The organism is Acidimicrobiales bacterium, assembly GCA_035630295.1.
Lineage (GTDB): Bacteria > Actinomycetota > Acidimicrobiia > Acidimicrobiales > Iamiaceae > Iamia.
On record DASQKY010000050.1, the window covers coordinates 1 to 24,338 of the forward strand.

19 protein-coding genes and 1 tRNA gene are annotated in these 24,338 nt (G+C 73.8%); 13 read left to right on the forward strand and 7 right to left on the reverse strand.

Annotated elements, in window-relative coordinates; translation table 11 throughout:
• The 5 genes from mfd to VEW93_13755 all read left to right on the forward strand — a co-directional run.
• Positions 1-2,034, forward strand: a 2,034-nt coding sequence (gene mfd / locus VEW93_13735; GenBank protein ID HYI62851.1) for a transcription-repair coupling factor, incomplete at its 5' end; no start/stop codon positions are given.
• A 20-nt stretch (positions 2,035-2,054) separates the two neighbouring features.
• On the forward strand, positions 2,055-3,086 hold the full coding sequence (locus VEW93_13740) for a hypothetical protein (GenBank protein HYI62852.1): 1,032 nt from the start codon (positions 2,055-2,057) through the stop codon (positions 3,084-3,086).
• A gap of 13 nt (positions 3,087-3,099) precedes the next feature.
• Positions 3,100-4,443 (forward strand): MazG nucleotide pyrophosphohydrolase domain-containing protein, encoded by a 1,344-nt coding sequence (locus tag VEW93_13745; GenBank protein ID HYI62853.1) that lies wholly within the window; start codon positions 3,100-3,102, stop codon positions 4,441-4,443.
• Between the two features lie 173 nt (positions 4,444-4,616).
• Positions 4,617-5,900, forward strand: a complete 1,284-nt coding sequence (gene eno, locus VEW93_13750) for a phosphopyruvate hydratase (protein ID HYI62854.1) — start codon at positions 4,617-4,619, stop codon at positions 5,898-5,900.
• Positions 5,901-5,977: 77 nt separating this feature from the next.
• Entirely contained in the window at positions 5,978-6,301 is a 324-nt protein-coding gene (locus VEW93_13755) for a septum formation initiator family protein (GenBank protein HYI62855.1), read from the forward strand.
• Here the strand turns inward: VEW93_13755 and VEW93_13760 are convergent.
• Positions 6,291-8,714, reverse strand: coding sequence for a polysaccharide pyruvyl transferase family protein (locus VEW93_13760; GenBank protein ID HYI62856.1), 2,424 nt, complete (start codon positions 8,712-8,714; stop codon positions 6,291-6,293). The two genes, VEW93_13755 and VEW93_13760, sit on opposite strands and share 11 nt — an antisense overlap.
• A complete protein-coding gene (locus VEW93_13765) occupies positions 8,707-10,470 on the reverse strand; it encodes a hypothetical protein (GenBank protein HYI62857.1) in 1,764 nt (587 codons plus the stop codon). The genes VEW93_13760 and VEW93_13765 overlap by 8 nt, the downstream gene beginning before the upstream one ends.
• 76 nt (positions 10,471-10,546) lie before the next feature.
• On the opposite strand from VEW93_13765, the gene VEW93_13770 reads away from it, so the two are divergent.
• The 3 genes from VEW93_13770 (at position 10,547) to VEW93_13780 (ending at position 12,790) form a co-directional block, all read left to right on the forward strand.
• Positions 10,547-11,131 (forward strand): DUF501 domain-containing protein, encoded by a 585-nt coding sequence (locus tag VEW93_13770; GenBank protein ID HYI62858.1) that lies wholly within the window; start codon positions 10,547-10,549, stop codon positions 11,129-11,131.
• Complete coding sequence (locus VEW93_13775; protein HYI62859.1) at positions 11,128-12,060, forward strand: Ppx/GppA phosphatase family protein; 933 nt, start codon at positions 11,128-11,130, stop codon at positions 12,058-12,060. Before VEW93_13770 ends, VEW93_13775 begins: the two co-directional genes overlap by 4 nt.
• 67 nt (positions 12,061-12,127) lie before the next feature.
• Entirely contained in the window at positions 12,128-12,790 is a 663-nt protein-coding gene (locus VEW93_13780; GenBank protein ID HYI62860.1) for a GNAT family protein, read from the forward strand.
• A 6-nt stretch (positions 12,791-12,796) separates the two neighbouring features.
• On the opposite strand, the gene VEW93_13785 is transcribed toward VEW93_13780, so the two are convergent.
• From VEW93_13785 to VEW93_13795, 3 genes are all read right to left on the reverse strand, one after another.
• A complete protein-coding gene (locus tag VEW93_13785; GenBank protein ID HYI62861.1) occupies positions 12,797-13,843 on the reverse strand; it encodes an NAD-dependent epimerase/dehydratase family protein in 1,047 nt (348 codons plus the stop codon).
• 6 nt (positions 13,844-13,849) lie between these two features.
• Entirely contained in the window at positions 13,850-14,722 is an 873-nt protein-coding gene (locus VEW93_13790) for a lysophospholipid acyltransferase family protein (protein HYI62862.1), read from the reverse strand.
• 175 nt (positions 14,723-14,897) lie between these two features.
• On the reverse strand, positions 14,898-15,872 hold the full coding sequence (locus VEW93_13795; GenBank protein ID HYI62863.1) for a PD-(D/E)XK nuclease family protein: 975 nt from the start codon (positions 15,870-15,872) through the stop codon (positions 14,898-14,900).
• Between the two features lie 54 nt (positions 15,873-15,926).
• Here VEW93_13795 and VEW93_13800 point away from each other — a divergent pair, with 54 nt between their 5' ends.
• Positions 15,927-16,247, forward strand: coding sequence for a hypothetical protein (locus tag VEW93_13800; GenBank protein HYI62864.1), 321 nt, complete (start codon positions 15,927-15,929; stop codon positions 16,245-16,247).
• A gap of 25 nt (positions 16,248-16,272) precedes the next feature.
• Entirely contained in the window at positions 16,273-17,415 is a 1,143-nt protein-coding gene (locus tag VEW93_13805) for a hypothetical protein (GenBank protein ID HYI62865.1), read from the forward strand.
• A 20-nt stretch (positions 17,416-17,435) separates the two neighbouring features.
• Here VEW93_13805 and VEW93_13810 read toward each other — a convergent pair whose 3' ends face one another.
• Complete coding sequence (locus tag VEW93_13810; GenBank protein ID HYI62866.1) at positions 17,436-18,977, reverse strand: alkaline phosphatase family protein; 1,542 nt, start codon at positions 18,975-18,977, stop codon at positions 17,436-17,438.
• A 169-nt stretch (positions 18,978-19,146) separates the two neighbouring features.
• On the opposite strand from VEW93_13810, the gene VEW93_13815 reads away from it, so the two are divergent.
• The 3 genes from VEW93_13815 to VEW93_13825 all read left to right on the forward strand — a co-directional run bounded on the left by VEW93_13815 (position 19,147) and on the right by VEW93_13825 (position 21,937).
• Positions 19,147-20,910, forward strand: coding sequence for an amidohydrolase family protein (locus VEW93_13815; GenBank protein ID HYI62867.1), 1,764 nt, complete (start codon positions 19,147-19,149; stop codon positions 20,908-20,910).
• 34 nt (positions 20,911-20,944) lie between these two features.
• The gene (gene ygiD, locus VEW93_13820; GenBank protein HYI62868.1) at positions 20,945-21,820 is read left to right on the forward strand and encodes a 4,5-DOPA dioxygenase extradiol; all 876 of its coding nucleotides are present in this window, start codon (positions 20,945-20,947) and stop codon (positions 21,818-21,820) included.
• Between the two features lie 28 nt (positions 21,821-21,848).
• Positions 21,849-21,937: transfer RNA gene (locus VEW93_13825), tRNA-Leu, on the forward strand.
• Between the two features lie 1,180 nt (positions 21,938-23,117).
• On the opposite strand, the gene VEW93_13830 is transcribed toward VEW93_13825, so the two are convergent.
• The gene (locus VEW93_13830) at positions 23,118-24,233 is read right to left on the reverse strand and encodes a DUF262 domain-containing protein (GenBank protein ID HYI62869.1); all 1,116 of its coding nucleotides are present in this window, start codon (positions 24,231-24,233) and stop codon (positions 23,118-23,120) included.
• Between the last annotated feature and the right edge of the window lie 105 nt (positions 24,234-24,338).

Consider the following 24,338-nt stretch of genomic DNA (forward strand, 5'->3'; position numbering starts at 1 on the left):
TTCGAGTCGCTGACCCGCGGCGACTACGTGGTCCACGAGGACTACGGCATCGGCAAGTTCGTCGGGGTCAAGCGCATCAAGGCCCGCTCCCCGTCGGACGGCATGGAGCACCAGGTCGACTGCATCCTGCTCGACTTCCAGGGCAGCGACAAGCTGGCCCTGCCGGTCACCGACCTCGGCAAGCTGGAGAAGTACTCCTCCGAGGAGGGGCACGTGCCCGTCCTCTCCAAGCTGGGCGGCAAGAGCTGGGACACCCTCAAGGAGAAGACCAAGAAGTCCATCGTCAAGCTGGCGAAGGACCTCATCGAGCTCTACGCCCGCCGCAGCGTGGTGCCAGGCTACCCCTTCGCCCCGGACTCGCCCCTGCAGAAGGAGTTCGAGGAGGCCTTCGAGTTCGACCTCACGCCGGACCAGGCCAAGGCCGTGGCCGACACCAAGGGCGACATGGAGCGTCCCAAGCCCATGGACCGGCTCATCTGCGGCGACGTGGGCTTCGGCAAGACCGAGGTGGCCATCCGGGCTGCCTTCAAGGCGATGCAGGAGGGCAAGCAGGTGGCGGTGCTGGTGCCGACCACCCTCCTGGCCCAGCAGCACTTCCAGACCTTCTCCGACCGCTTCGCCAGCTACCCGGTGCGGGTCGAGGTCCTGAGCCGGTTCCTGACCGCGGGCCAGGCCCGGGTCGTGGCCGACGGGGTCCGCACCGGCGAGGTGGACTGCGTGATCGGCACCCACCGCCTGCTCTCCGGCGACGTGGAGTTCAAGGACCTGGGCCTGCTGGTGGTGGACGAGGAGCAGCGCTTCGGGGTGGGCCACAAGGAGAAGATCAAGGCCCTCAAGAGCGACATCGACGTGCTCACCCTGTCGGCCACGCCCATCCCCCGGACCCTGGAGATGAGCCTCACCGGCATCCGGGACCTGACCCTGCTCCACACCCCGCCGGCCGAGCGCCAGCCCATCCTCACCTACGTGGGCGAGTACGACGAGCGGGCCGTGTCGGAGGCCATCCGCCGGGAGCTGCTGCGCGAGGGCCAGGTGTTCTTCGTGCACAACCGGGTCCGGGACATCGAGCGCACCGCGGCCCAGCTCCGGGACCTGGTGCCCGAGGCCCGGGTGGCGGTGGCCCACGGCCAGATGGACGAGGGCACCCTGGAGCAGGTGGTGTTCGACTTCTGGGAGGGCCGCTTCGACGTCCTGGTGTGCACCACCATCATCGAGTCCGGCATCGACATGCCCACGGTCAACACCCTGGTGGTGGACCGGGCCGACCGGCTGGGCCTGGGCCAGCTCCACCAGCTCCGGGGCCGGGTGGGCCGGGCCGGCCAGCGGGCGTATGCGTACCTGTTCCACCCGGTCGACATGGCCCTGTCCGAGGAGGCCTACGAGCGGCTCAAGACCATCGGCGAGGCCACCGAGCTGGGCTCGGGGTTCCGCATCGCCATGCGCGACCTGGAGATCCGGGGGGCCGGGACCCTGCTGGGCACCGGCCAGTCGGGCCACATCGCCGCCGTGGGCTACGACCTCTACTGCCAGATGGTGTCCGAGGCGGTGGCCGAGCTGAAGGGCGAGGAGGCCCGGGAACCGGCCGAGGTGAAGCTGGACCTGCCCCTCGACGCCCACCTGCCCGCCACCTACGTGCCCCGGGAGGACCTGCGCCTGGAGGCCTACCGGCGGCTGGCCACCGTCACCTCGCAGGCCGAGGTCGACGACATCCGGGCCGAGTGGGAGGACCGCTACGGCCCGGTGCCCGAGCCCGCGGCCCAGCTCCTGGAGATCGCCCGCCTGCGGGCCGAGTGCCACCGCATCGGCGCCCGGGAGGTGAACGTCACCAAGGGCCCGGCCTTCGGGGGCCCGGCCCACACCGCCCGGGTGTCGCCGCTGGTGCTCAAGCAGAGCCAGCAGCTGCGGCTCCAGCGCCTGTTCCGGGGCGCGGTCTACAAGGAGGACCAGGAGCTCCTGGTGCTGCCCGTGCCCAAGACGCCGGACCTGGCCGGCACCCTGGTCGACCTCCTGCGCCAGCTCGTCCCGGCGGCCTGAGCGCCCCTACCATCGCCGCCGTGACCGCCCTCCCCGCCCGGACCCGTCGCGCCCGTGCCCTCGGGCTGGTGCTGGTGGTGGCCGTCACGGTGGGGGCCTCGGCCTGCAACCCGGGCCGGCCGCCGGCGGCGTCGATCGACGGGACCGACATCTCGGCCGAGCACCTCGACGAGATGGTCCGGGCCGCCACCGCGCTGTCCCCCGAGGCCCGGGAGCTGAGCGCCGGCGACGGGGTCGAGGGGACCTACCGGCTGGCCTCGGCCACCGGGGTGCTCCAGGTGCTGGTGGAGCGGGTGGCCCTGTCCAACGAGGCCCGGCGGCGGGGCATCTTCCCGTCGCCCGAGGACGTCGACGCGGCCGAGGCCGACCTGGCCGAGGCCCTGGGGACCGGAGCCGAGGGCGGCGCCGACCCGGCGGCCGGGACGGAGCTCCTCGACCGCCTGAGCGACGAGACCCGGGCCTGGCTGGTCGACATCAGCGCCGACGTGGTGGCCGTGCGCCGCCAGCTCACCTCCGACCCGCAGGTGCTGCGCGACTTCTACGACGCCAACCCGGAGCGGTTCCTCACCCGCTGCTACCGGGTGGCCCAGCTCCCCGCCGGTGGCGTGGAGGAGTTCGGACGGCGGTACGAGGGCGGGGAGGACTTCGGCGCCCTGTCCGGCGAGCTGTCCACCGACCCGCAGCTGCAGTCCTCGAACGGCGACGCCGGCTGCGCCCCCGACCTCCAGGTCCAGCAGCAGCTCCCGCCCGAGATCTGGGCCGGCATCTCCACCGTGCTGCAGGGGGGCATCGCCGGCCCCTTCTCGGCCGCCTCCCAGCAGGACCCGACCTCCGAGGACGTCCTCTTCTTCGAGGTGGGCCAGCCCTCGGTGGCCCCCTTCGAGCAGGTCCAGGAGTTCCTGAACACCAACATCGACCTGGTGGGCCGCGACCTGTCGGCCCGGCTGCTCTCCGCCGAGCTGGAGGGCGCCGAGGTGCGCATCGACCCCCGCTTCGGCCGGTGGGACGCCGAGGCGCTCGAGGTCGTGGCCCCGTCCGCCCCCGGGCGCTGAGGGGACCGGGCCGGTGACCGGCCGCATCGTGGCCTGCGGCCTGGGCCCCGCCGGCGCCGAGCTGGTCACCACCGAGACCGCCGCCCTGCTGGCCGGAGATCGGCCCGTCCGCCTGCGCACCGGGCGCCACCCGGCGGCCGAGGCCCTGGCCCCGGGTGCCCCCAGCTACGACGCGATCTACGACGAGGCCGACACCTTCGCCGAGGTGTACCGGCGCATCGCCGAGGACCTGCTGGCCACCGCGGCGGCCGGCCAGCACGTGGTCTACGCCGTGCCCGGCTCGCCCCGGGTGCTGGAGCGCACCGTCGACCTGCTGGCCGCCGAGGCGGGGCCGGCCGGGGTGGCACTGGAGGTCCGGCCCGCCCTGTCGTTCCTGGACCTGACCTGGGTGCGGCTCGGCGTCGACCCGTTGGAGGAGGGGGTGCGGCTGGTCGACGGCCACCGCTTCGCCACCGCCGCCGCCGGGCAGCGGGGACCCCTGCTGGTGGCCCACTGCCACAACCGGCGGGTCCTCTCCGACGTGAAGCTGGCGGTGGAGGAGCCCCCCGACGAGCCGGTGCTGGTGCTCCAGCGCCTGGGCTCACCCGACGAGGCCATCACCGAGGTGGCCTGGGCCGACCTGGACCGCAGCGTCGAGCCCGACCACCTGACCTCGCTGTGGATCCCGGCCCTGGCCGCCCCGGTGGCGGCCGAGCTGGTGGCCTTCGCCGAGCTGGTTCGGACGCTCCGCGAGCGGTGCCCGTGGGACCGGGAGCAGACCCACGTCACCCTCACCCGCCACGCCCTGGAGGAGGCCTACGAGGTGGTGGAGGCGGTCACCGCCTGGGACGCCGCCGCCGGCACCGACGCCGAGGTGGACGCGGATGAGCACCTGGCCGAGGAGCTGGGCGACCTGCTGTTCCAGGTGGTGTTCCACGCCACCCTGGGGGCCGAGCGGGGCGCCTTCACCCTGGCCGAGGTGGCCCGCGGCATCCACGACAAGCTGGTCCGCCGCCACCCCCACGTGTTCCCGCCGGAGGGGGGCGAGCTGGCCCCGTCCGACGTGGAGTCGATCACCCGCACCTGGGAGGAGATCAAGCGGGACGAGACGGGCCGCACCAGCGTGATGGACGGTCTGCCCGACGCCCTGCCCTCCCTGCTGTGGGCCCACAAGGTGCTGCGCAAGGCCGACGCCGCCGGCCAGCCGTGGGCCCCGCCGGCCCCGGTGGCGGAGCTGGGCGGCGCCGAGGACCTGGGGGCCCGCCTCCTGGCCCTGGTCCACGCCGCTCGGGCCGCCGACCTGGACCCCGAGACCGCCCTGCGCTCCGCGGCAGCCCGCATCCGCGACCGGGTGCGGGCCACCGAGGACGCCCCCTGACCCGATCGGTGCCGGGCCGCCGAGGATCGGTCGCGTAGCCTCGCGGTCACCATGAGCGAGCGCAGCGAGCGAACCAGACGACACGGGCTCTCTGACGGCGGAGCCGTCAGTGCTCATCGGTGCCCGGCAACCGGCACTTCGCTGGGTGTGAGGACCGATGGGATGATGCGCCGATGAGCACCATCGAGGACGTCGTCGGCCGCGAGATCCTGGACTCCCGGGGGAACCCCACCGTGGAGGTCGAGGTGGTGCTCGCCTCCGGGGCCGTCGGCCGGGCCGCGGTGCCGTCGGGCGCCTCGACCGGGCAGTTCGAGGCGGTCGAGCTGCGCGACGGGGGCGACCGCTACGGCGGCAAGGGCGTGCTCACCGCGGTGGGCCACGTCAACGGGGCCATCCGGGACGAGGTGGTGGGCTTCGACGCCTTCGACCAGCGCAGCGTCGACCGGGCCGTCCTGGACCTAGACGGCACCGACGCCAAGGGCAACCTGGGGGCCAACGCGGTGTTGGGCGTGTCCCTGGCCGTGGCCAAGGCCGCAGCCCGCGAGGGGGGCGTGCCCCTCTACCGCCACGTGGGCGGCACCAACGCCCACGTCCTGCCGGTGCCCATGATGAACGTGCTCAACGGCGGGGCCCACGCCGACAACAACGTGGACTTCCAGGAGTTCATGGTCATGCCCGTGGGGGCGGCCAGCTTCTCCGAGGCCCTGCGGTGGGGGACCGAGACCTACCACGTCCTCAAGGGCATCCTGCACGACAAGGGCCTGTCCACCGCGGTGGGCGACGAGGGCGGCTTCGCCCCCGACCTGCCCGACAACGAGGAGCCGTTGAAGCTCCTGGTCCAGGCCATCGAGAAGGCCGGCTTCACCCCCGGGTCCGACATCGCCATCGCCCTCGACCCGGCCACCAGCGAGGTCCACCGGGACGGGTCCTACGTGCTGGCCGGCGAGGGCCGCACCCTCACCTCGGTCGAGCTGGCCGACTACTGGGCCGACCTCTGCGACCGCTACCCGATCGTCTCGATCGAGGACGGCATGGCCGAGGAGGACTGGAAGGGCTGGGCCACCCTGACCGAGAAGGTGGGCGCCACCGTCCAGCTGGTGGGCGACGACCTGTTCGTCACCAACGTGGAGCGCCTGGAGCGGGGCATCGCCGAGGGGGTGGCCAACTCCATCCTGGTCAAGGTCAACCAGATCGGCTCCCTGACCGAGACCCTGGACACCGTGGCCCTGGCCACCCGCTCCGCCTACACCGCGGTGATGTCGCACCGCTCGGGCGAGACCGAGGACGCCACCATCGCCGATCTGGCCGTGGCCACCAACTGCGGGCAGATCAAGACCGGGGCCCCGGCCCGCAGCGACCGGGTGGCCAAGTACAACCAGCTCCTCCGCATCGAGGAGGACCTGGGCGAGGCGGCCGCCTTCCCGGGGGCCGCGGCCCTGGCCCGGGGGGCCGGATGAGCCGGGACCGCTCCGCGACGCCGAGGCGTTCGGGGCGCCCGACGCCGTCGGCCCGGGCCCGCCGCCCCGGCCGCCGGGTGGCCGTCGGGCTGGCCGTGTCGTTCGTGCTGATGCTGGTCCTGCTGGTGGGCGTGTTCCCCACCCGCCAGTGGTGGGCCCAGCGCGACGAGCTGGGCCAGCGCCGGGAGGAGCTGGCCCGCCAGCAGGACGAGAGCGAGCAGTTGGAGCAGCGCATCGCCACCCTCCGGACCGAGGAGGAGGTCGAGCGCCTGGCCCGCGAGGAGTTCGGCATGGTCCGCCCCGGCGAGGAGGCCTACCAGATCCTGCCGCCCCCGGTGGCGCCGGTCGACCTGCCCGACACCTGGCCCTTCACCGGGGCCGACGACTGGCTCAACCGCTGACGGCGCGGGCGGCGTCCAGCCGCCCGGGCAGGGCGCCCCACCAGGCGTCCACCGCGGCCTCGGCCCCGGCCAGGGGCGCGGCCCGCCCGCCCAGGGCCCCGGCCACCGTGTCGAGGGCCGCGCCCATCTCCGCGGGGTCGGCCACGGCCAGCTCGGCGGGCAGGCCGGCCCGCTGGGCCAGGCCCTCGGCCTTGCCCCGGTAGTAGGGCGAGGCCGCACCCAGCACGGTGGGGAGCCCGGCGGCCAGGCCGAACAGGGCGGCGTGGAACGACTGGGTGGCCACCCCGACGGCGCCGGCCACCAGGGCCACCAGGCGGCGGGGGTCGGGCCCGCAGTCGACGAGGTGCCACGGGACCCGGAGGTCGGTGGTGGCCCGGATCTGGGCCAGGGTGGCGATCTCCGGCTCGGGGTCCTGAGCGTTGAGGGCCACGCCCCGTACGTCCCACCCCCGCTCGGCGGCCAGCGCGTCGGCGGCCACCGCCCAGGCCCGGGCCGGGTCGCGGGCCGGGTCGCCCACGTAGCCGGCCCGACGGAGGCTGACCACCAGCGTGGGCCGGTCCGGCCGGTCGAGGTCCGGGGCGGCCAGGCCCAGGGCGTCGTCGCCGGTGGCGGCCACCCGGGTGGGGTCGACCCCGGGCAGGGACCGGGCCAGGGCGGCCGAGGCCTCGTCCCTGGTGGCCACGGCCGCCGCTCCGGCCAGGAGGCCGGCGGCCAGGGCCCGGTCGTCGCCGGGGTCGAGGGGGCCGATGCCCTGGCCCGAGCAGGCGTAGGGCACCCCGGCGGTCCGCAGGGCGGCGGCCAGCACGGCCCGCGGGCCGATCAGGCCCTCGGACCACGACGACGACAGCGAGCCGCCCCCCAGGACCACGGCGGCGGCGTAGGCCCCGGGCTCCAGGGGTCGCCACCGACCCTCGCCGATGCGCAGGGCGGCGGCGGCGTGGTCGAGGGCGGCGTCCAGGCGGCCCAGCTCCTCCATGCGGAGGCCGGGGAGGACGTCGATCAGCGGCCCCAGCCAGCGCACCGGCGTCGGGAGCTCGGACGGCGCGGCACCGTCGGTGACCAGGTCGAGGGCGACGTCGTCGCCGAACGCCCCCCGGAGGCGCTCCAGCCCCCGCACGGTGATGGCGTCGTCGCCCAGGTTGGCCACCCCGCCGGGGGCGATCACCAGCAGCCGCCGGGCGGGGGCGGCCACCGGGGCCGGGTCCGACGGGGCCGGGGCCAGGTCGGGGTCGAGGGCGACGGCGGCGGGCGTGGCCCACAGGGGACCGGTGTCGGGGTGGACGGCCACCGCCGCCACCCCGGCCAGCGGGTCGGGCCCCTGGAACCGGCCGGCGGGGTCGAAGACCCGGGCCACCCGGCGGGCGCCGATGCGGGGGTCCGACACGGTCAGGTGGAAGGCGGTGTCGAGCACCCGGTAGCGCCCCACCAGCGTGGGGACGAAGGCCAGCAGGAGGCCGGCCCGGGCCACCCGGTGGATGGTGGCCCAGTCGTCGACGTGCTCCAGCAGGGGGTCGGGGTCCCACCCGCCCAGGGCCCGGAAGGCGGCCACGTCGGTCAGGGCCATGGTGTCGACGTAGTTGGCCCGGAACAGGGCCTCGGTCGGGGGCTCGTTGGAGATCGGCCCGTGGGGGGTGCCGTCCTCGCCCTCCTGCACCACGGTCCCGTAGGTCAGGGCGGCACCGGTCGTGGTGGCCACCCGGTGGAGGTCGAGGACCCCGTCGGGGAAGGCGGTGTTGTCGGCGTCGAGCTGGAAGGCGTGGGTGGTGGGCGAGACGTGGAGCAGGGCGGTGCGGGCCCGGGCCAGCCCCAGGTTCACCTCGGCGCGGACGACCCGGACGCGCTCGTCGCCGGCGGCCAGGGCCGCCACCACCTCCGCGGTGCGGTCCGAGGAGGCGTCGTCGAGGACCAGGACCTGGCCCTGCTGATCGGCCGGGAGCCGGTCGAGCACGGCCAGGCCCGACCGCACGGCCTCGGGCAGCAGCTCGCCGTGGTTCCAGCACAGGGTGAAGATCGAGAGGCCGGGTCGCAGGGTGGTGGGCGGGCCCAGCGCCTCGTGCAGGGCCCGGGCCGCGGCGGCCCGAGCCGGGGCGGCGACGGCCCGCAGGAGGGCGGTGGCGTGGGCCTCGACCGCCACGTCGACCTCGGACAGGCCGTGGTCGAGGCGGGCCAGCCCCTCCACCCACCCGGTGGCGGCGTCGTCCAGGGCCTGGGCCCGGGCCTGCAGGTCGTCGAGGCTCGTGTCGGACCGGTGGCGGAGGTCGCCGAGCTCGTGGCGCAGCGTGTCGAGGGCGGCCCGGAGCGCCGCCAGCTCGGCGCTGGCGGCGGCCACCGCCGCCGGGGCCTGGCGGGCCCGGGAGGCGTACTCCCGCGCCCGGGTGGCCGGGCCCGGCTGGTCGGTCGGGCGCTCAGGCACGGTAGGCCCCGGCCATCAGGTCGCGCTCGGCCGACCCCCGCAACAGGTGCTCGACCACCGGGCCCCGTCGGGCCGCCACCGCGGCCGGTGACAGGTCGAGGCCGGGCACGTCGGACTCGGCCACCACCAGGCCGGCCAGGGGCGGGTCGAGGGCCGCGGCCAGGTGGTGGGCGGCGGCGTCGGGCATGACCTGCAGGGGGAGCAGGCCGTGCTCCACCGCCTCGACCACGCGCAGCGGCTCGAGGTCGCCCTCGGCGCGCCACCACAGCCGGGCCCGGGCCGTGGCCAGCAGCCGGGCCACGGCGTCGGGGTCGAGGCCGGGGGCGGCCCGGGGGGCCCACAGGATGCCGGGCAGGTAGCAGGTGCCGGGGCCGTGGTGGGCCTGGAGCCGGGCGGCCAGGACGGCCTGGTGGACGTCCCGGTCGTCGTCGCGGATGTGGTGCTCCACCACCGCCCAGGCCCGGGTCCCCCCGAGGTCCCGCCGGGCCCGGGCCCGGACCCGGTCGTGATCGGCGAGGGCGGGGCGGAGGGGCACCGTGCCCGGTCGCCAGCCCAGGGGCGCGGGGGTGGGGCCGTCGGCCGTGCCCGTCGTGGCCCGGAGGGCCCGGGCCACCCGGGTCGGCACCCCCGGGCCGGCCAGGCCCGGTGGGCTCCAGTCGCCCCAGCGGGCCCGGGGGGGCGCCCCGGCGCTCAGGTCGCGCACGTCGGCCCACGCTCGGCGCAGGTCCTCGTGCTCGGGGGGCAGCTCGTCGGCCAGGCGGGCGGCCAGGCCGCTGGTGTCGGCCGGGCCGAGGCGGACGGTCCGGACCGCCTCCGGGGTGGGGGCCACGTCGAAGCCCCCCCCGTGGTCGGGGTCGCCGGCCAGCAGCAGGCCGCTGGAGGTGGAGAGGCACTTGGAGCACCGGCCGCAGTTTCCGGCCGTCCCGCCCTCCCAGCACACCTGCAGCGTGGCCCGGGCCCGCCGGTGGCCGAGGATGTGGGCCAGCCGTTGGAGGCGGTCCCGGTCGGGGTTGCCCAGGACCACCTCGGTGGCCGGCGTGGACAGGAGGGCCAGGAGGGCGGGGTCCGAGCCGTTGCCCATGGGGACGGCGGCCCGGTTGACCCCGGACAGCACCAGGCGAGCCATCCCCGCCGCCGCCACCAGGCCGGTGCTGACCAGGACCGGGCCCACCACCGCGCCCCAGGGCTGGAGGGGGTCCAGGAGGTCGCGGGCCGTGGTGCCCAAGGAGACCAGGGTCAGGCCCAGCTCGGCGGCCACCGCCCGGTGCCCGGCCTCCAGCTCGGCGTGCAGGGGGGCGTCGGTGGGGCGGGGCCCGTGGAACACCGAGACCAGGTGGGTGACGCGAGCGGGCGGGGGCGCGTCGAGCAGGTCGAGGAGCGTCGACCAGGAGTCGGCCCCCCGGGTGAAGAACAGCCCGACGCCGGTGCCGGTCCGGGCGGCCGGGGCCTCCTCGGCGGCGCGGACGGCGATCGGGTCGGTGCCCCACCGGCGGGCCAGCAGGTCGGCGACGGCCATCGCGGCGTCCCGGGCCGCCGGGTCGACCGGGCCCTCGACCTCCAGGTCTTCTCCCCGGGCCGCGGCCACCGTGGCCAGGGTGGGCAGGGCCGGGGAGGCGGTGGGGTCCAGCAGGTCGGCGTGGGCCCGGGGCAGGCTCACCTCCAGCGGCGGGAGCTCGGTCCCGTCGGCCGCCACCAGCTCGGTGCGGACCACCAGGGTGGGTCCGTCGACGCGGGTGATCGGGGACCGGGCACGCACGACGGCGGATCGTAGGCCAGGGCGCCCGGAGCCCCGGTTGGCGGGGCCCGGACCGGGGATCGGTAGCGTCGGGGCCGTGCGACCCCCCGTCGACCCCGAGGCCGATCGCGCCGCGGTGGCCGCCCTGCTGGGCCGGGAACCGGAGGGCACCTTCGAGGTGGTGGTGCGCCACGCCGACGGGGGACCGGTGGTGATCCGCAACGCCCCGCTGCTGCCCTCGGGCCGGCCCATGCCCACCCGCTACTGGCTGGTGGGCGAGCCCGAGCGCACCTGGGCCGGTCGGCTGGAGAGCGCCGGCGGTGTCGACCGGGCCGAGGCCGAGGTCGACCCCGACACGCTGGCCGCGGCCCACCGGCGCCACGCCGCCGAGCGCGACGCGGCCCTGCCCGCCGGCCACCGGGGGCCCCGGCCGGCCGGCGGTGTGGCCGGCACCCGCCGGGGGGTCAAGTGCCTCCACGCCCACTACGCCTGGTGGCTGGCCGGGGGTGACGACCCCGTGGGGGCCTGGGTGGCGGCCCACCTGCCTGAGGTGGGGGGTGGCCCGCCCGGCACCGGGGGGCCGGCCGTCACGCCGCCGCCCCCGGTCGCACCGCCGCCCGCCCGACCCGCGCCCGGGGTCGCCCCCGGGGCCGCACCCGAGCCCGAGGGAGCCCGCCGGTGACCGGCGCGCCGGTGGCCGCCATCGACTGCGGCACCAACTCGACCCGCCTGCTGGTGGCCGCCCCCGACGGCGACGGTGGCCTGCGCACGGTGACCCGGCTCATGCGCATCACCCGGTTGGGGGCCGGCGTCGACCGCACCCGGGCCCTCGACCCGGCGGCCGTGGCCCGCACCCAGGCCGTGCTGGAGGAGTACCGGACCGTCATGGACGACCACGGCGTCGCCCCGGGCCGGGTACGGGTGGCGGCCACCTCGGCGGCCCGGGACGCCACCGACCGGCAGGCCTGGTTCGACCAGGTGGTGGCCACGGTGGGCGTCGCCCCCGAGCTGCTGATCGGCACCGAGGAGGCGGCCCTGTCCTTCCGGGGAGCCACCGCTGGCCTCGACCCGGCCCGGGGGCCGTTCCTGGTCGTCGACCTGGGGGGCGGCTCGACCGAGCTGGCGTGGGGCACCGAGCGGGTCGAGGCCTCGATGTCGTTGGAGATCGGCTGCGTGCGCCTGACCGAGCGCTTCATCGCCAGCGACCCACCCCGGCCCGAGGAGCTGACCGCGGCCATCACCTACGCCGAGGCGTGGTTCGACGACGTGCTGCGCGACATGCCCGGGGCGGCCGCGGCCCCGACGGTGATCGGCCTGGCCGGGACGGTGAGCGCGGTGGCCGCGGTGGAGATCGGCCTGGCCACCTACGACCGGGACCGCCTCCACCACTTCACCCTGACCAAGGAGGCGGCCGAGGACGTGTTCCGGACCCTGGCCACCGAGGCCCGGGCCGACCGGGTCCACAACCCGGGGCTGGAGGAGGCCCGGGCCGACGTCATCATCGGCGGGTGTTGCGCCCTGGTGGCCCTGTACCGCCGCCTGGGGCTGGAGGAGCTGCTGGTCTCCGAGGCCGACATCCTCGACGGCCTGGCCCTGTCGCTCCTGGGCTGACCGGTCAGGGCCGGGGGCCGGACGGCCGGTCGTGCGGGGCCGGCGTGATCGTGCGAAGGTGGGGCCGATGCGCCGCGAACGGACCACGGAGCGGCCCCGCCCGGCCCCCTCCCCCGGCCCCGAGCCGCCGCGCTCCGCCGCCCTGTTCGGGCGCCAGGTCATGCTCCGCCCCCTGGTGCTGTCGGACTTCGGGACGTGGAGCGAGGTGCGCGAGCGGTGCCAGGACTGGCTCCTGAAGTGGGAGCCCAGCCGCCAGGTCGGCGCCCCCGACCCCACCGTCGACCGCGACGCCTTCGGGGTGCGGTGCGCGGCCCGGCAGCGGGAGCGGGCCCTGGGCACGGGCCACGGCTTCGGCATCTTCCACGAGGGCCGCTTCTGCGGCGAGATCAACCTCAACACCATCCAGCGGGGCCCGTTCCAGAACGCGTACGTCGGCTACTGGATCGACGAGGCGGTGGCCGGCCGGGGGCTCATGCCCGAGGCGGTGGTGGTCCTGGCCCGCTACGCATTCGAGGAGCTGGGCCTGCACCGGCTCCAGATCTCGGTCATCCCCCGCAACCGGGCCAGCCGCCGGGTGCCGGAGAAGCTGGGCTTCCGCGACGAGGGGGTGGCCCAGCGCTACCTGGAGATCAACGGCGAGTGGGAGGACCACATCCGCTACGCCCTCACCTCCGAGGAGTGGGACGAGCGGGGCGAGGAGCTGGAGATGGCCTGGTTGGCACCCCGCTGAGGCGGGTCAGGCCGGGTCGCCGTCGCGGGCCACGGCGGGGGAGTGGCGGAAGAACTGCTCCACGTCCTCCTCGTAGCGGTACTCCGAGTCGCGGTCGCCCACCGTCTTGCGGAGCCGCACGGCCTGGATGAAGGCGTCGGCCGCCCCGGCCGAGGTGTGGCGGTAGGTGAAGCCGGCCTCCTTGAGGCGCCGGTTGTCGATGCCCCGCCCGTAGCGCAGCAGGTCGAGCAGCTCGGGGGGGATGTCGACGCCCAGGCGGCGCAGGGGCTCGGCGGCCAGGTTGGTGGCCACGAAGGGCAGCGGGATGGTGGGCTTGCCGCAGATGCGGGCCGTCTCGCTCCACGGCAGCAGCCCGTCGCCGGCCACGTTGTAGATGCCGGAGCGGCCCTCGCCGATGGCGAAGAGCAGCGAGCGCACCACGTCGTCCTCGTGGACGAGCTGGAACCCGGGGTCGAAGCCGAGCACCGAGGGCACCGCCGGCAGTCGCAGGGCCTTGCTGAACGGCGTGCTGAGGCGGGGCCCGAGCACGTTGCAGAACCGCAGCAGGGTGACCTCGACGTGGGGGTTGTCGATGGCGAAGTCCCGGACGTAGCCCTCGACCTCCAGCAGGCTGCGCTCGATGCGGGTGCGGGGGGTGGCCTTGCGGCTCATGGTCTCGGTGAACCACCGGGGGTCCCGGGGGGTGGCCCCGTAGACCAGGGCCGAGGACTTGACCACCACGTTGCGCACCGTGCTGCCGGCCGCCGAGGCCGCCGCGAACAGGTTCATGGTGCCGATGACGTTGGTCTCGTGGAGCTGGCGGCCCGAGACCTGGGTGCTGTCCACCACCAGGAAGGTGTGGACGATGGTGTCGACCCGGGTGGCCGACACGATGCGGGACAGGATCGAGTAGTTCTCGTCGGAGCGGACGTACTCGGTGCGCTCCAGGTGGACCTTCGGCTCCTCGGTGTCGAGGCCGATCACCACCTCCACGTCGGGGTCGCGCTCGAGGGCCTGGGCCAGGCGGCCGCCCCAGAACGTGCCCAGGCCGGTGACCAGGACGCGCCGTCCCATCGCCGCCTACCCGAACCAGACCGAGCGGCGCTGCTGGAGCATGTCGTACAGCGCGGCCTGGATGCTCTGGCGGATCTCCTCCGAGGCGTCCATGATCCGGCTCCGCGAGTAGCGGTCCTGGTCCGGGGGGACGTCGAAGGTGACCGGCTCCAGCACCCGGATCTTGAACTTGGCCGGGAAGTAGGCCAGGGCGCCCAGCGGCCCCAGGGCCAGCATGTTGGCGGTGATGGGGAAGTAGGGCAGGCCCAGGGCCTTGGCCACCGCCGGTACCCGGGCCACGGTGGGCATCGACTCCTCCGCCCCGACCACGGCGATGGGCACCACCGGGACGCCGGCCCGCATGGCGATCTCCACGAAGCCGCCCCGGCCGAAGCGCCGGAGCCGGTAGCGCTCCTGGTAGGTCTTGGCCGGGCCCTTGGTGCCCTCGGGGAAGACCAGGGCCAGCTGGCGCTGCTCCCGCAGCAGCCGGTAGGCGTTGTCGGGCTGGGCCACCACCCCGCCGTTGCGGGCCCACAGGGTGCCGACCACGGGGACCGACTTGAAGAAGTGGTCGGCCAGGCCGTACACGGGCCGGCCCATCTCGGTCTCGATGCCGTGCATGATGGCCGGGGCGTCGGAGGGCACGGCGGCGGCGTGGTTGGCCACCAGCAGGGCCCCGCCGTCGGCCGGGATGCGGTCCATGTGCTCCCACTCGACCCGGAACCACCGCTCGTAGACGGGGGCGTAGAGGCGGCGGGCCAGCTCCCGCATGTGCTCGCTGCGGCCCCACTCGTCGACGTCGCTGCGCCGGGGGTCGGGCAGGGGCTCGGGCTCCTCGGCGGGCCGGGGCAGCGAGACCGGCACCAGGGCGGTGGAGCGCTCCTGCGTGGGCCGGGCCATCCGCCGATGGTACCGGCCGGTCGCCGAGACGTCGCCAGGGGAGGGTCCGCCGCCGGGCCGGAGCCCCTGGTCCTGGTGGCTCGAGACGGGTGCATAGGCCGTCGATGGCGTCCGTCGCCCGAACCGCCGGTTCGGACCTGTCACCGCTGTCTCCTGGGCCGGGCGGGCCAGGGGGTCAGGCGTCCCAGTGGGCGGCGGTGTCGGCGGGGGCGTCGAGGTGGGCCCGCCCCACATCGCACTGCTCCAGCAGGGGACACCAGCGGCAGCCCCCCGACGGGCGCCGCACCGGCTCGTCACCCCCGAAGCGGAGGCCGACGATGCGCTCGACGCCGTCCACGGTGCGGGCCACCGCGGTGGCCAGCATGTCCTCCGTGACCTCCTCGACGTGGAGCTCGCCGGACTCGAGGTACGAGGTGGCCACGGCCCGGGGTGGCGTCCCGATGCGGAGGGTCTCGACCAGGGCATAGAAGCGCAGGTCGTCGCGGTGGTGGAGGGCGAAGCGCCCCGTCTTGAGGTCGACGATGACCTTGCGGGCGGTGAGGCCGTCGGGGTGGCCCAGGGAGATGTCGACCTTGCCGTTCAAGGAGATGCGGCGGCCCAGCAGGTCCTGGCGGACCGAGGCCTCGGTGACCGGTCGCCAGCTCCTCTCCAGGGTGGGCCAGATCTCGTCGAAGGCGGCCACCTTGGCGATGGCCGCCGACCGGACCTCGGCCCGGTCGTCCTCGTCGCAACGCTCCAGCCAGTCGCCCATCCACCGCTCGGAGCCGGAAAGGCGCTCGAGGGCCCGGTCCACCAGGTCCCCGGGGTCACGGGGTCGGGCGCCGTGGATGCTGAGCTCGATGGCCTTGTGGGCCACGGAGCCGATGACCACGGGGACCGAGGGCGTGAACCCGGCCTCGTCCTCTGCCTGCCAGCGGGCCTCGCACCCGTGCACGCCGGCCAGGGCCCGCTTGTTGACGAACAGCGTGGTCCCGTCGGGGATGGCGGTGGCGGGGCCCGAGAGCTCCCCCTCCAGGAGGGCCCGCAACCGGTCCCGCAGATCGGCGGGGAAGGTGGGCCGGTCAGCCGGGGCGGCGCTCAGTCGGGCCAGGGTGTCGCTCTGGGCCGGGGTGAGGGCGGGGACCTCGGGCAGCGGGACGGGGTCGGCCACCACCGGAGGCTACGGGCCGGTCCGCTGTCGCGGGGGGTCTTCATGATGGGTCCCATGGATGCCACCGCCGTGCACTTCGCCACCGCCGCCCGGCTGATCGGCGAGGCGGCCCGGGCCCGGGGCCTGGTGGTGCCGGCCTTCCGTTGCCCGCCCCGGTTGCCGGGGGCGGCCCGGACGTTGCGGCGGTGGTCGGGTGGGGGGGCCACGGTGTCGGTCGAGGTGCGGGGCCGGCCCCGCGAGGCGGTGGTGGCCGACATGGTCGAGGGGGTGGTGGTGGTCAACGGGGTGGAGGGCGCCGATGCCACCCGGTTGCGCACCGCGCTGTGGGAGTCGGTGCTGGCCGGGCCCGAGCGCGAGGAGGTGGTGGCCGCCTGAGTGCCATGTAGCGTCGCCCTCTCCCATGGCGCCGTCCCGTTCTCCCCGTCCCGATCGGGCCGCCGCCGTGGTGGTGTGCGTCCCCGGCCTGGAGGATGTGGTGGCCGCCGAGCTCTCCGCCCTGGGCATCACCAACCGCCCGGCCGGGGCCGGCGCCCTGGCCGCCCGCATGACCGACCGGCAGCTCTACCTGGCCAACGTGGCCCTGGCCTCGGCCACCCGCGTCCTGGTCGAGGCGGGGGAGGTCACGGCCCGCAGCTTCGCCGCCCTGGAGGACCGGGTGGCCGCGGTCGACCTGGGGCCGTGGGTGGCCCCGGGTGTGGCGGTGCGGTTTCGGATCTCCAGCCACCGTTCCCGCCTGGTCCACACCGGAGCGGTCGAGGAGCGCCTGCGGCGGGTGTGGCGCCTCGGCCCGGCGCCGGCGCCCGACGTGGAGGCCGCGCTGGTGGTGGTGCGCATCGACCGCGACCGGTTCTCGTTCCGGGTCGACTCCTCGGGGGCGCCCCTGCACCACCGGGGGTGGCGGGGACCGGCGGCCAAGGCCCCCCTGCGGGAGACGGTGGCCGCCGCCGTCCTCACCGCCTCGGGGTGGCAGCCGGGCCAGCCCCTGGTCGACCCGTTCTGCGGCTCGGGCACCCTGCCCATCGAGGCCGGCCGCCGGGCCGCGGGCCTGGCGCCCGGTGGGTCCCGGTCCTTCGCCTTCACCCGCTGGCCGTCGTTCGCCCCTGGCACCTGGGCCTCGGTCCAGGCCGCGGCTCGGCCCCCGGACGACCCGCCCACTCCGGTGGCGCCCCTGGTGGCCCGCGACCGGGACGCCGGGGCGGTGGCGGCCACGGCCGAGAACGCCGAGCGGGCCGGGGTGGCGAGCCTGGTCACCGTGGAGCACGGCGCGGTGTCGGCCGCCGCTCCGCCGGAGTGCGCCGACCCGGGGTGGATCGTGGCCAACCCGCCGTGGGGGGGCCGGCTCCAAGGAGGCGGGGACCTCCGCGACCTCTACGCCCGGCTGGGCCAGGTGGCCCGGGAGCGGTTCCCGGGCTGGGGCGTGGCCCTGCTGATGGCCGACCCCCGGTTGGCCGCGGCCACCGGGCTGCCGGGGCAGGTGCGCCTGCGGACCCGGGCCGGGCCCACGCCGGTGTCGCTGGTGGTCACCGCCCCCGGCGCGGCCTGAGGGTCAACCAGCCGGTCGGGTCAGAAGCGCCACTGGCCCGCCATGGTGGTGGGCCGGGGGGCGTAGCCCATCCGCTCGAAGTGGCCCTGGTGGAGGGCGATCTCGAAGCTGTGAGGGTCGGCCGTCCAGGCCGCCCCCTCGGCCACCGGTCCCCGGCACGGGGCCGACGCCGCAGCGATGTCCACGTCGAGGTCGATGTCCAGGTCCTTGGTGGGCGTGGTGACCAGGGTGGCGCCCAGGTTGAGGGCGTGGCGGTCCCGCTGGGTCAGGAACCAGGTGTCGCTCTCGGTGCCGGGTCCCTCGGGTGGGGCGCCGAGGAAGCGCCACTCCAGGAACCGCAGCACGGAGGTGTGGTCGTAGAGGCGGTGGTCGAGCGAGCCGGGCTGGGCGAAGGGCGAGGCCACCACGGTGGGCACCCGGAACCCGGCTTGGCCGAAGTCTTCGGCGTCGTCATCGCTGGCTCGGTCGTCCTGGAAGTGGGGCAGGGCGGCGTGGTCGAAGAAGCCGCCCCACTCGTCGTAGGTGAGGACGAACAGGCCCGACTCCCAGTGGGGGGAGCGGGCGAAGGCCGCGAACACGTCCCGGACGAAGGCCTCGCCGGAGCGGATGTCGCCGTGGGGGTGGTTGTCGGTGCGGGTCTCTTCCAGGAAGCCGGGGTCCACGAAGCTCACCGCGGGCAGGGTGCCGTCCTCGCAGCGGGAGAAGTAGTCGTCGACCGAGGAGGTGATGCCCCCCAGCCGGCTCCCCCACAGAGCGGTGACCGGGAGGTCGGAGTAGAAGTAGCGGGCGTCGACCCCGGCCGCGGCCAGGCGCTCCCAGATGGTGTCCCAGGCGAAGCCGTCGCCGCTGGTGGCGAAGTCGTTGCTCTTGTTGCCGCCGGACTGGGCGGAGTGCAGGTACTCGCGGTTGGGGTAGGTGGGCCCCAGCACCGAGGAGAAGTGGTGGTCGCACACGCTGAAGCGACGGGCCAGCTGGCTGGTGAAGGGCAGGTCGTCGCCGAGGTAGTAGCCGAGAGCGAAGATGTCGTTGCCGCTCCCCTCGGCCAGGAAACCGCCGTCGCGCTGGGCCCGGCCCGACACCCAGCCGTGGCCGGGGTCGGGGTGCCCGCAACCTCGCCACGGGTTGCCGTCGGCCAACACGGTGCTCATGTGGTCGGTGATGACCCCCTTGCCGGCGGTGTCGACGTAGCGCTGGCCCAGGTAGCCGGCGATGGCGAACTCGCCGTAGGCGCGCTTGCCCGCCTCCAGCCAGGCGTCGTCGGTCGACAACCAACCCAGCCAATGGTCGAAGGAGCGGTTCTCCATCATCATCACCACCACGTGGTCGATGGGGGAGCTGGAGGCCGGCCCGTTGAGGATGGAGTCGGCCGGGACGATGGTCGGCCCGGTGGGGTGATAGGCCGACACCTCGGGCTGCCTGGTGGTGCTCTTGGGCGGTCGGGTGGTCGTCGAGCTGGGCGGAGCCGAGGCGCCGTCGTCGTCGGAGCAGGCACCCAGCACCCCGCCGGCCACCAGGGCGCCCCCGGCCAGCCCCGCTTGGCGGAGGAACGTGCGTCGATCCATGTGGGCCAACCCCCTCTGGTGGAACCGCGGCGCAACCTACCCGCCGGCCGTCGGGGCAGTGGGTCACGTCCGTCCTGAGCGCCCTCCGGGCATGTTCTTGACCACCCGGTCAAGCGGGAGATCCCGGACCGTCGTATCCTGCGGGGACACCGGACCGGAGGTCGGAGCGATGCTGGACGTGGTCATCAGGGGCGGCACGGTCATCGACGGCACGGGGGTGCCGGGCGTCACCGGTGACGTGGGCGTGCGGGACGGGCGGATCGTGTCCGTGGGCCGCGTCGACGAGGCCGCCCGCCGGGAGGTGGACGCCGACGGATGCCTGGTGACGCCGGGCTTCGTGGACGTCCACACCCACTACGACGGCCAGGTCACCTGGGACGACGCCCTGGAGCCGTCGGCCACCAACGGCGTGACGTCGGTCGTCATGGGCAACTGCGGGGTCGGCTTCGCCCCGGTGCGCCCCGGCGACACCGACGCCCTCATCGACCTGATGGAGGGGGTGGAGGACATCCCCGGCTCGGCCCTCCACGTGGGCATGCCCTGGGGCACCTGGGAGTCCTTCGCCGACTACCTCGACCTGCTCGACGGCCGGGAGTACGCCCTCGACGTGGGCACCCAGCTACCCCACGGGTCGCTGCGCTTCTACGTCATGGGGGAGCGGGGGGCGGCCAACGAGGACGCCACCGCCGAGGACCTGGAGCAGATGACGGCCCTGGTGCAGCAGGCCCTGGAGGCCGGGGCGCTCGGGGTGTCCACGTCCCGGACCATCGGCCACCGGTCCGTGTCGGGCCGGCCCGTCCCCGGCACCTTCGCGGCCGAGGACGAGCTGCTGGCCCTGGCCCGGGGCATGCGGTCGGCCGGCAGCGGGGTGTTCGAGGCCATCGTGGCCGGCACCATCGGCCGCCTGGACGGGCTGGGGGGCGAGAAGGCCACCCCTCTGGAGGAGGTGCCCCTGCTGGAGGCGGTGTCGACGGCCAGCGGCCGGCCGGTGACCTTCACCGTGGCCCAGCTGTTCGAGGACCCGGGCCACTGGCGCCGGGTGCTCGACGCCGCGGCCGAGGCCAACGGGCGGGGGGCCCGCCTCCACCCGCAGATCATCCCCCGGTCGGTCACCATCATGACCAACCTCGACACCTACCACCTGTTCCGGGGCCGGCCCACCTACGAGAAGGTGGCCGACCTGCCGCTGGCCGAGCGGGTGGCGGAGATGCGCCGGCCCGAGGTGCGCGACGCCATCCTGGCCGAGCGGCCGGCGGCCGGGGCCCGGCCCGACCTTTCGGACAACCTGACCGCACTGTTCTCGGTGGCCCTGCCGTTGACGTTCCCGCTGGTCGAGCCGGTGGACTACGAGCCGCCGTTGGACGCCTCGGTGACGGCCCGGGCCTTCGCCCTGGGGGTCGACCCCGAGGCCCACATGTACGACCTGCTCTTGGCCGACGAGGGACGGACCTTCTACGCCGTGCTGGGCTCCAACTACGTCGGGGGATCGCTGGAGGTGTGCCGGGACATGCTGCTGGCGCCGCACACCGTCACCGGCCTGTCCGATGCCGGGGCCCACGTGAACCTCATCTCTGACTGCTCGGCCAGCACCTTCCACCTGACCCATTGGGGCCGGGACCGGACGAGGGGTGAGCGGGTGCCGGTGGAGCACCTGGTGGCCAAGCTGACCAGCGGCAACGCCCGGCTCTACGGCCTGGACGACCGGGGGGTCATCGCCCCCGGGCTGCGGGCCGACCTGAACGTCATCGACCATGAGGGCCTGTCCATCAGCGCCCCGTTCCTCCGCCACGACCTGCCCACCGGGGCCAGCCGCATCCTCCAGCCGGCCCGGGGCTACGTGGCCACCCTGGTGGCCGGCGAGGTGACGCGGGAGGCCGACACCGACACCGGCGCCCGCCCCGGCCGCCTCATCCGCGGCCCCCGAGCCGCCTGACCCGGCCGGCTGCGACGCGGGAGGGCCCCAGGACATGAGTGATGCCACCACCGCTCTGATGCCGACGGCCTTCGTCGGCCACGGCAGCCCCATGAACGCCCTGGAGCGCAACCGCTACACCGACGCCTGGCGGGCCTTCGGGGCGTCGGTGCCCCGGCCCCGTGCGGTGCTGGTGGTCTCCGCTCACTGGTACGTCAACGCCACCGCGGTGACGGCCATGGGCCACCCCCGAACCATCCACGACTTCTTCGGCTTCCCCGACGAGCTGTTCGCGGTGAGCTACCCGGCCCCGGGCGCCCCCGACGTGGCGGATGAGGTGGCCGAGGTCGCCGCCCCCGTGTGGGTGGGCCTGGACCACGACAGCTGGGGCCTGGACCACGGGACGTGGTCGGTGCTGGTGCACATGTTCCCGGACGCGGAGGTGCCCGTCCTCCAGCTCGCCCTCGACGCCACCAAGGGCTACGCCCAGCACCTCGATCTGGGGCGGCGGCTGGCCGCCCTGCGGGAGCGGGGGGTGCTGGTGGTGGGCAGCGGCAACGTGGTCCACAACCTGCGCCGCGTCGACTGGGCCCGGCCCGAGGCCGCCTACGACTGGGCCCGCCGCTTCGGGGAGGAGGCCGTCGGGCTGCTCACCACCGACCCGGCCCGGGTGGTGGACCTGGCCGATCACCCCGACCACGACCTGGCCGTCCCCACGCCCGACCACTTCCTGCCCCTGCTGTACCTGGCCGGGATGGCGGCAGAGTCCGGGACGGCGGCCGATGTGCTGGTCGACGGCTACGCCATGGGCTCGATCTCGATGATGGCCTGCACCGTGGGAGCACATGCCCCCCACGGCACCGACGGGGGCCCGGCCGCGGCGCCGCTGCCCGACCCCGATCGGGTCCCGCCCGAAGCCACCAACACCTGAGCCAGCCTGCGGGTAGCGTCGCCCCACCGCCCGGGTGGCGAAATCGGCAGACGCAGAGGGCTTAAACCCCTCGGGTGCTCAGGCACCGTGCGGGTTCAACCCCCGCCCCGGGCACCACTCTGACATTGGCTTTCCGGGCTATCTTGCGTACCCCGCTCGGAGGGTGATCAGGCGTCGCGGTCTCGCCCCTCGCGACCGATCGCAGCCGGCGCCGCCTCGTTCTCGATCACGCCACCGTCCGCGTCCTCGCCGAGCAACGTCGTGTGCAGGACCGTGACCAGACGTTGCTGAGCATGACACTGAGTACGACACCGAACACGACAGTTCGCACGACCGCCTTGGTGGATGCTTCCCGTGCCTCTGCCTCTGCCTCTGCCTCTGCCTCAGACGAGCGATCGCCGAGCTGCAGGCTCGTCTGGTCCCTGTGTCGCTGTTGATCGAGAGCCGAGACGGGCTCGATGTCCAGGATCGGATCACGATCCGGTCGGTCGCCGGTCTGAGATGCCCTTGAGGGCAGGCAGGCGGTGCTCGGCGCCACCGCTCTCGTTAGAGCACGTCCGTCCGAAGGCGGATCCCCTGCTCCGGCTCTGAATCCTCGAATCGAGACGTCGCGGCGGGGTTCGAGGTGAGCCCGAAGCTCGAAATCCCCAGGTCCCGCTGCGCCCCGCCCACGGTTGACCTGCCACCTATCCCGGGCTCAAATCCTCACGTCGTAGCGCCGTCTGTTCCTCTAGGCGTCTCATACGGACCCAAGAAGTCGAATAGTCGAGCTAGCTAGGGGCTGAGGCAGGGGCCATCCCCGCCTTTGGCTCCAATCGATCCAAGAGCCAATCGACCACATCCTGCCCAACGTCGAGGTAGTCCCTTACCTGTCGGGCCGATACACCTTGATTCTTTCCATGGGCTACGTCATTCCTAATTCCGATCAGTGCATTTAGCCGCTGGCCGCGACCGTCGGCCTGCATGAATTCCTCGAACTCCTCCCGCCACCTGTTGGAAAAGCGCCCCACAAATCGTGCGACCTCGGACGCCGAAGGATTTGGACTTCGCTCAAGCCAGGATAGCGCAAAGGCCTCTGCCACACCCCCCGACAGGCGCTCTATCGACGATCGTCCAATGGAGATGAGACTTTGCTCAAGGTATCCAGCCACTCGAACGCAGAGGTACCTGTTCAGGTCCCCGGCGACCGCGGAGCCCTGGTCTAGAGCATCAGCTCGCTCAAAGAGGCCCTCGAGAGAACGGCGCCAACGGTCAACGTCAGTCCGGGCTGAGTACTCTCGATGACCAGAGGCCATCGTTAAGCGCTAGCAAACGCGTCGGTCGCCTTCTGCAGCCGCGTAGCTACACGATCTTCATCCGCCGTGGCACGTGCCACCGAGGCCAAGAAGTCGGCGTCCGCCTTGAGTTGGTCGAGCGCCCTCTTCAGCTTCCGGGCGTCTGGGCGATCCCCTTCCCGCACCCTCCGAGCGACGCCGATCATCACGGCATCGACCATCGCAGCATTCACACCGCCACCAGTCCTGAATGCTTCGCGGCCCGCAGACTCAGCAAGAACCGAGCAAACGTCCTTGAACAACTGCACGAGAGCGGGCATGTCCAAGTCCTCGAGATTTCGATGCCGCTTTAGGAAACTGTTCAGAAATCCTTTCAGTGGACGCTTGTACGTTGCGTTCTCCGTGTACAGGGCGAGAAACCGGAGGATCTGTTCTTGATCTTTGAGTCGCGGATTCTTCTGACCGTAAATACTCCGCCAGTCTATGTTCGTATTCAAGGAAGCGATCTCCTCAACAAGCTTGCCCGGATATAGGGCAACCCTGATTTCGTGAGGGTAAAGGTTGGAGCCGCTCGCATTCAAACGTTCAAACAGCTGATACACAGACTCATCGCCGCCCTGATCAGGGTCGTACCGAATCACCGTGGCATGGATGAAGCTATTGTCAAGGGCCCGTCGAAGTTCCGGATCGAGCGATTCGTAGGTCAACCTGAGAAACTCATCACCCACGCTCTCGAGGTCAAACTCCGTCCCGTCCTCGAGCCTGCCCGCATAAAAGCGTTGCAGCGTGCGTAGACGTTGCTGGCCGTCAAGGACTAGTAACTTGTTGTCTGCCTGCTGCACAAGAAAGATTCCAGGAACTGGATAGCCCAGGAGGAGCGACTCAACGAAACGATCCATCTGGTAACGGCGCCATACGAAGGCGCGCTGGAACCCAACCATCTCATGGTCAGCCTCGCCTCCGGGGTTGAAATTTGGGACGACGATGTCTCCCTGGTTGAGCCGACGAACAAGGCCATGGACATCGAAGTCCGTGCCATAGAAGGTGATCGGCTCAGATTTTGGAAAGGACTCGGCAACTTCTTCGAGGTCCAATTCCTCAGCGCTTAGCTCTTCAGAGCCCGGACCAACTGCGGACAATTCAGGCTCCTAAGCGTAGGGTTGCCGTTCGGGCCCTGTAATGCAGCGCCCTCACACTGCGACCGCACCGTAGCTGGCCGGGCAGCGAGCTCGCTCGTTGGAGCT

Coding starts and splice junctions, on each gene's coding strand:
- VEW93_13815 (HYI62867.1), top strand. CDS start 19,147: ATGCTGGACGTGGTCATCAGGGGCGGCACGGTCATCGACGGCACGGGG.
- VEW93_13790 (HYI62862.1), bottom strand. CDS start 14,722: ATGGCCCGGCCCACGCAGGAGCGCTCCACCGCCCTGGTGCCGGTCTCG.
- VEW93_13785 (HYI62861.1), bottom strand. CDS start 13,843: ATGGGACGGCGCGTCCTGGTCACCGGCCTGGGCACGTTCTGGGGCGGC.
- eno (HYI62854.1), top strand. CDS start 4,617: ATGAGCACCATCGAGGACGTCGTCGGCCGCGAGATCCTGGACTCCCGG.
- VEW93_13780 (HYI62860.1), top strand. CDS start 12,128: ATGCGCCGCGAACGGACCACGGAGCGGCCCCGCCCGGCCCCCTCCCCC.
- VEW93_13805 (HYI62865.1), top strand. CDS start 16,273: ATGGCGCCGTCCCGTTCTCCCCGTCCCGATCGGGCCGCCGCCGTGGTG.
- VEW93_13810 (HYI62866.1), bottom strand. CDS start 18,977: ATGGATCGACGCACGTTCCTCCGCCAAGCGGGGCTGGCCGGGGGCGCC.
- ygiD (HYI62868.1), top strand. CDS start 20,945: ATGAGTGATGCCACCACCGCTCTGATGCCGACGGCCTTCGTCGGCCAC.
- VEW93_13800 (HYI62864.1), top strand. CDS start 15,927: ATGGATGCCACCGCCGTGCACTTCGCCACCGCCGCCCGGCTGATCGGC.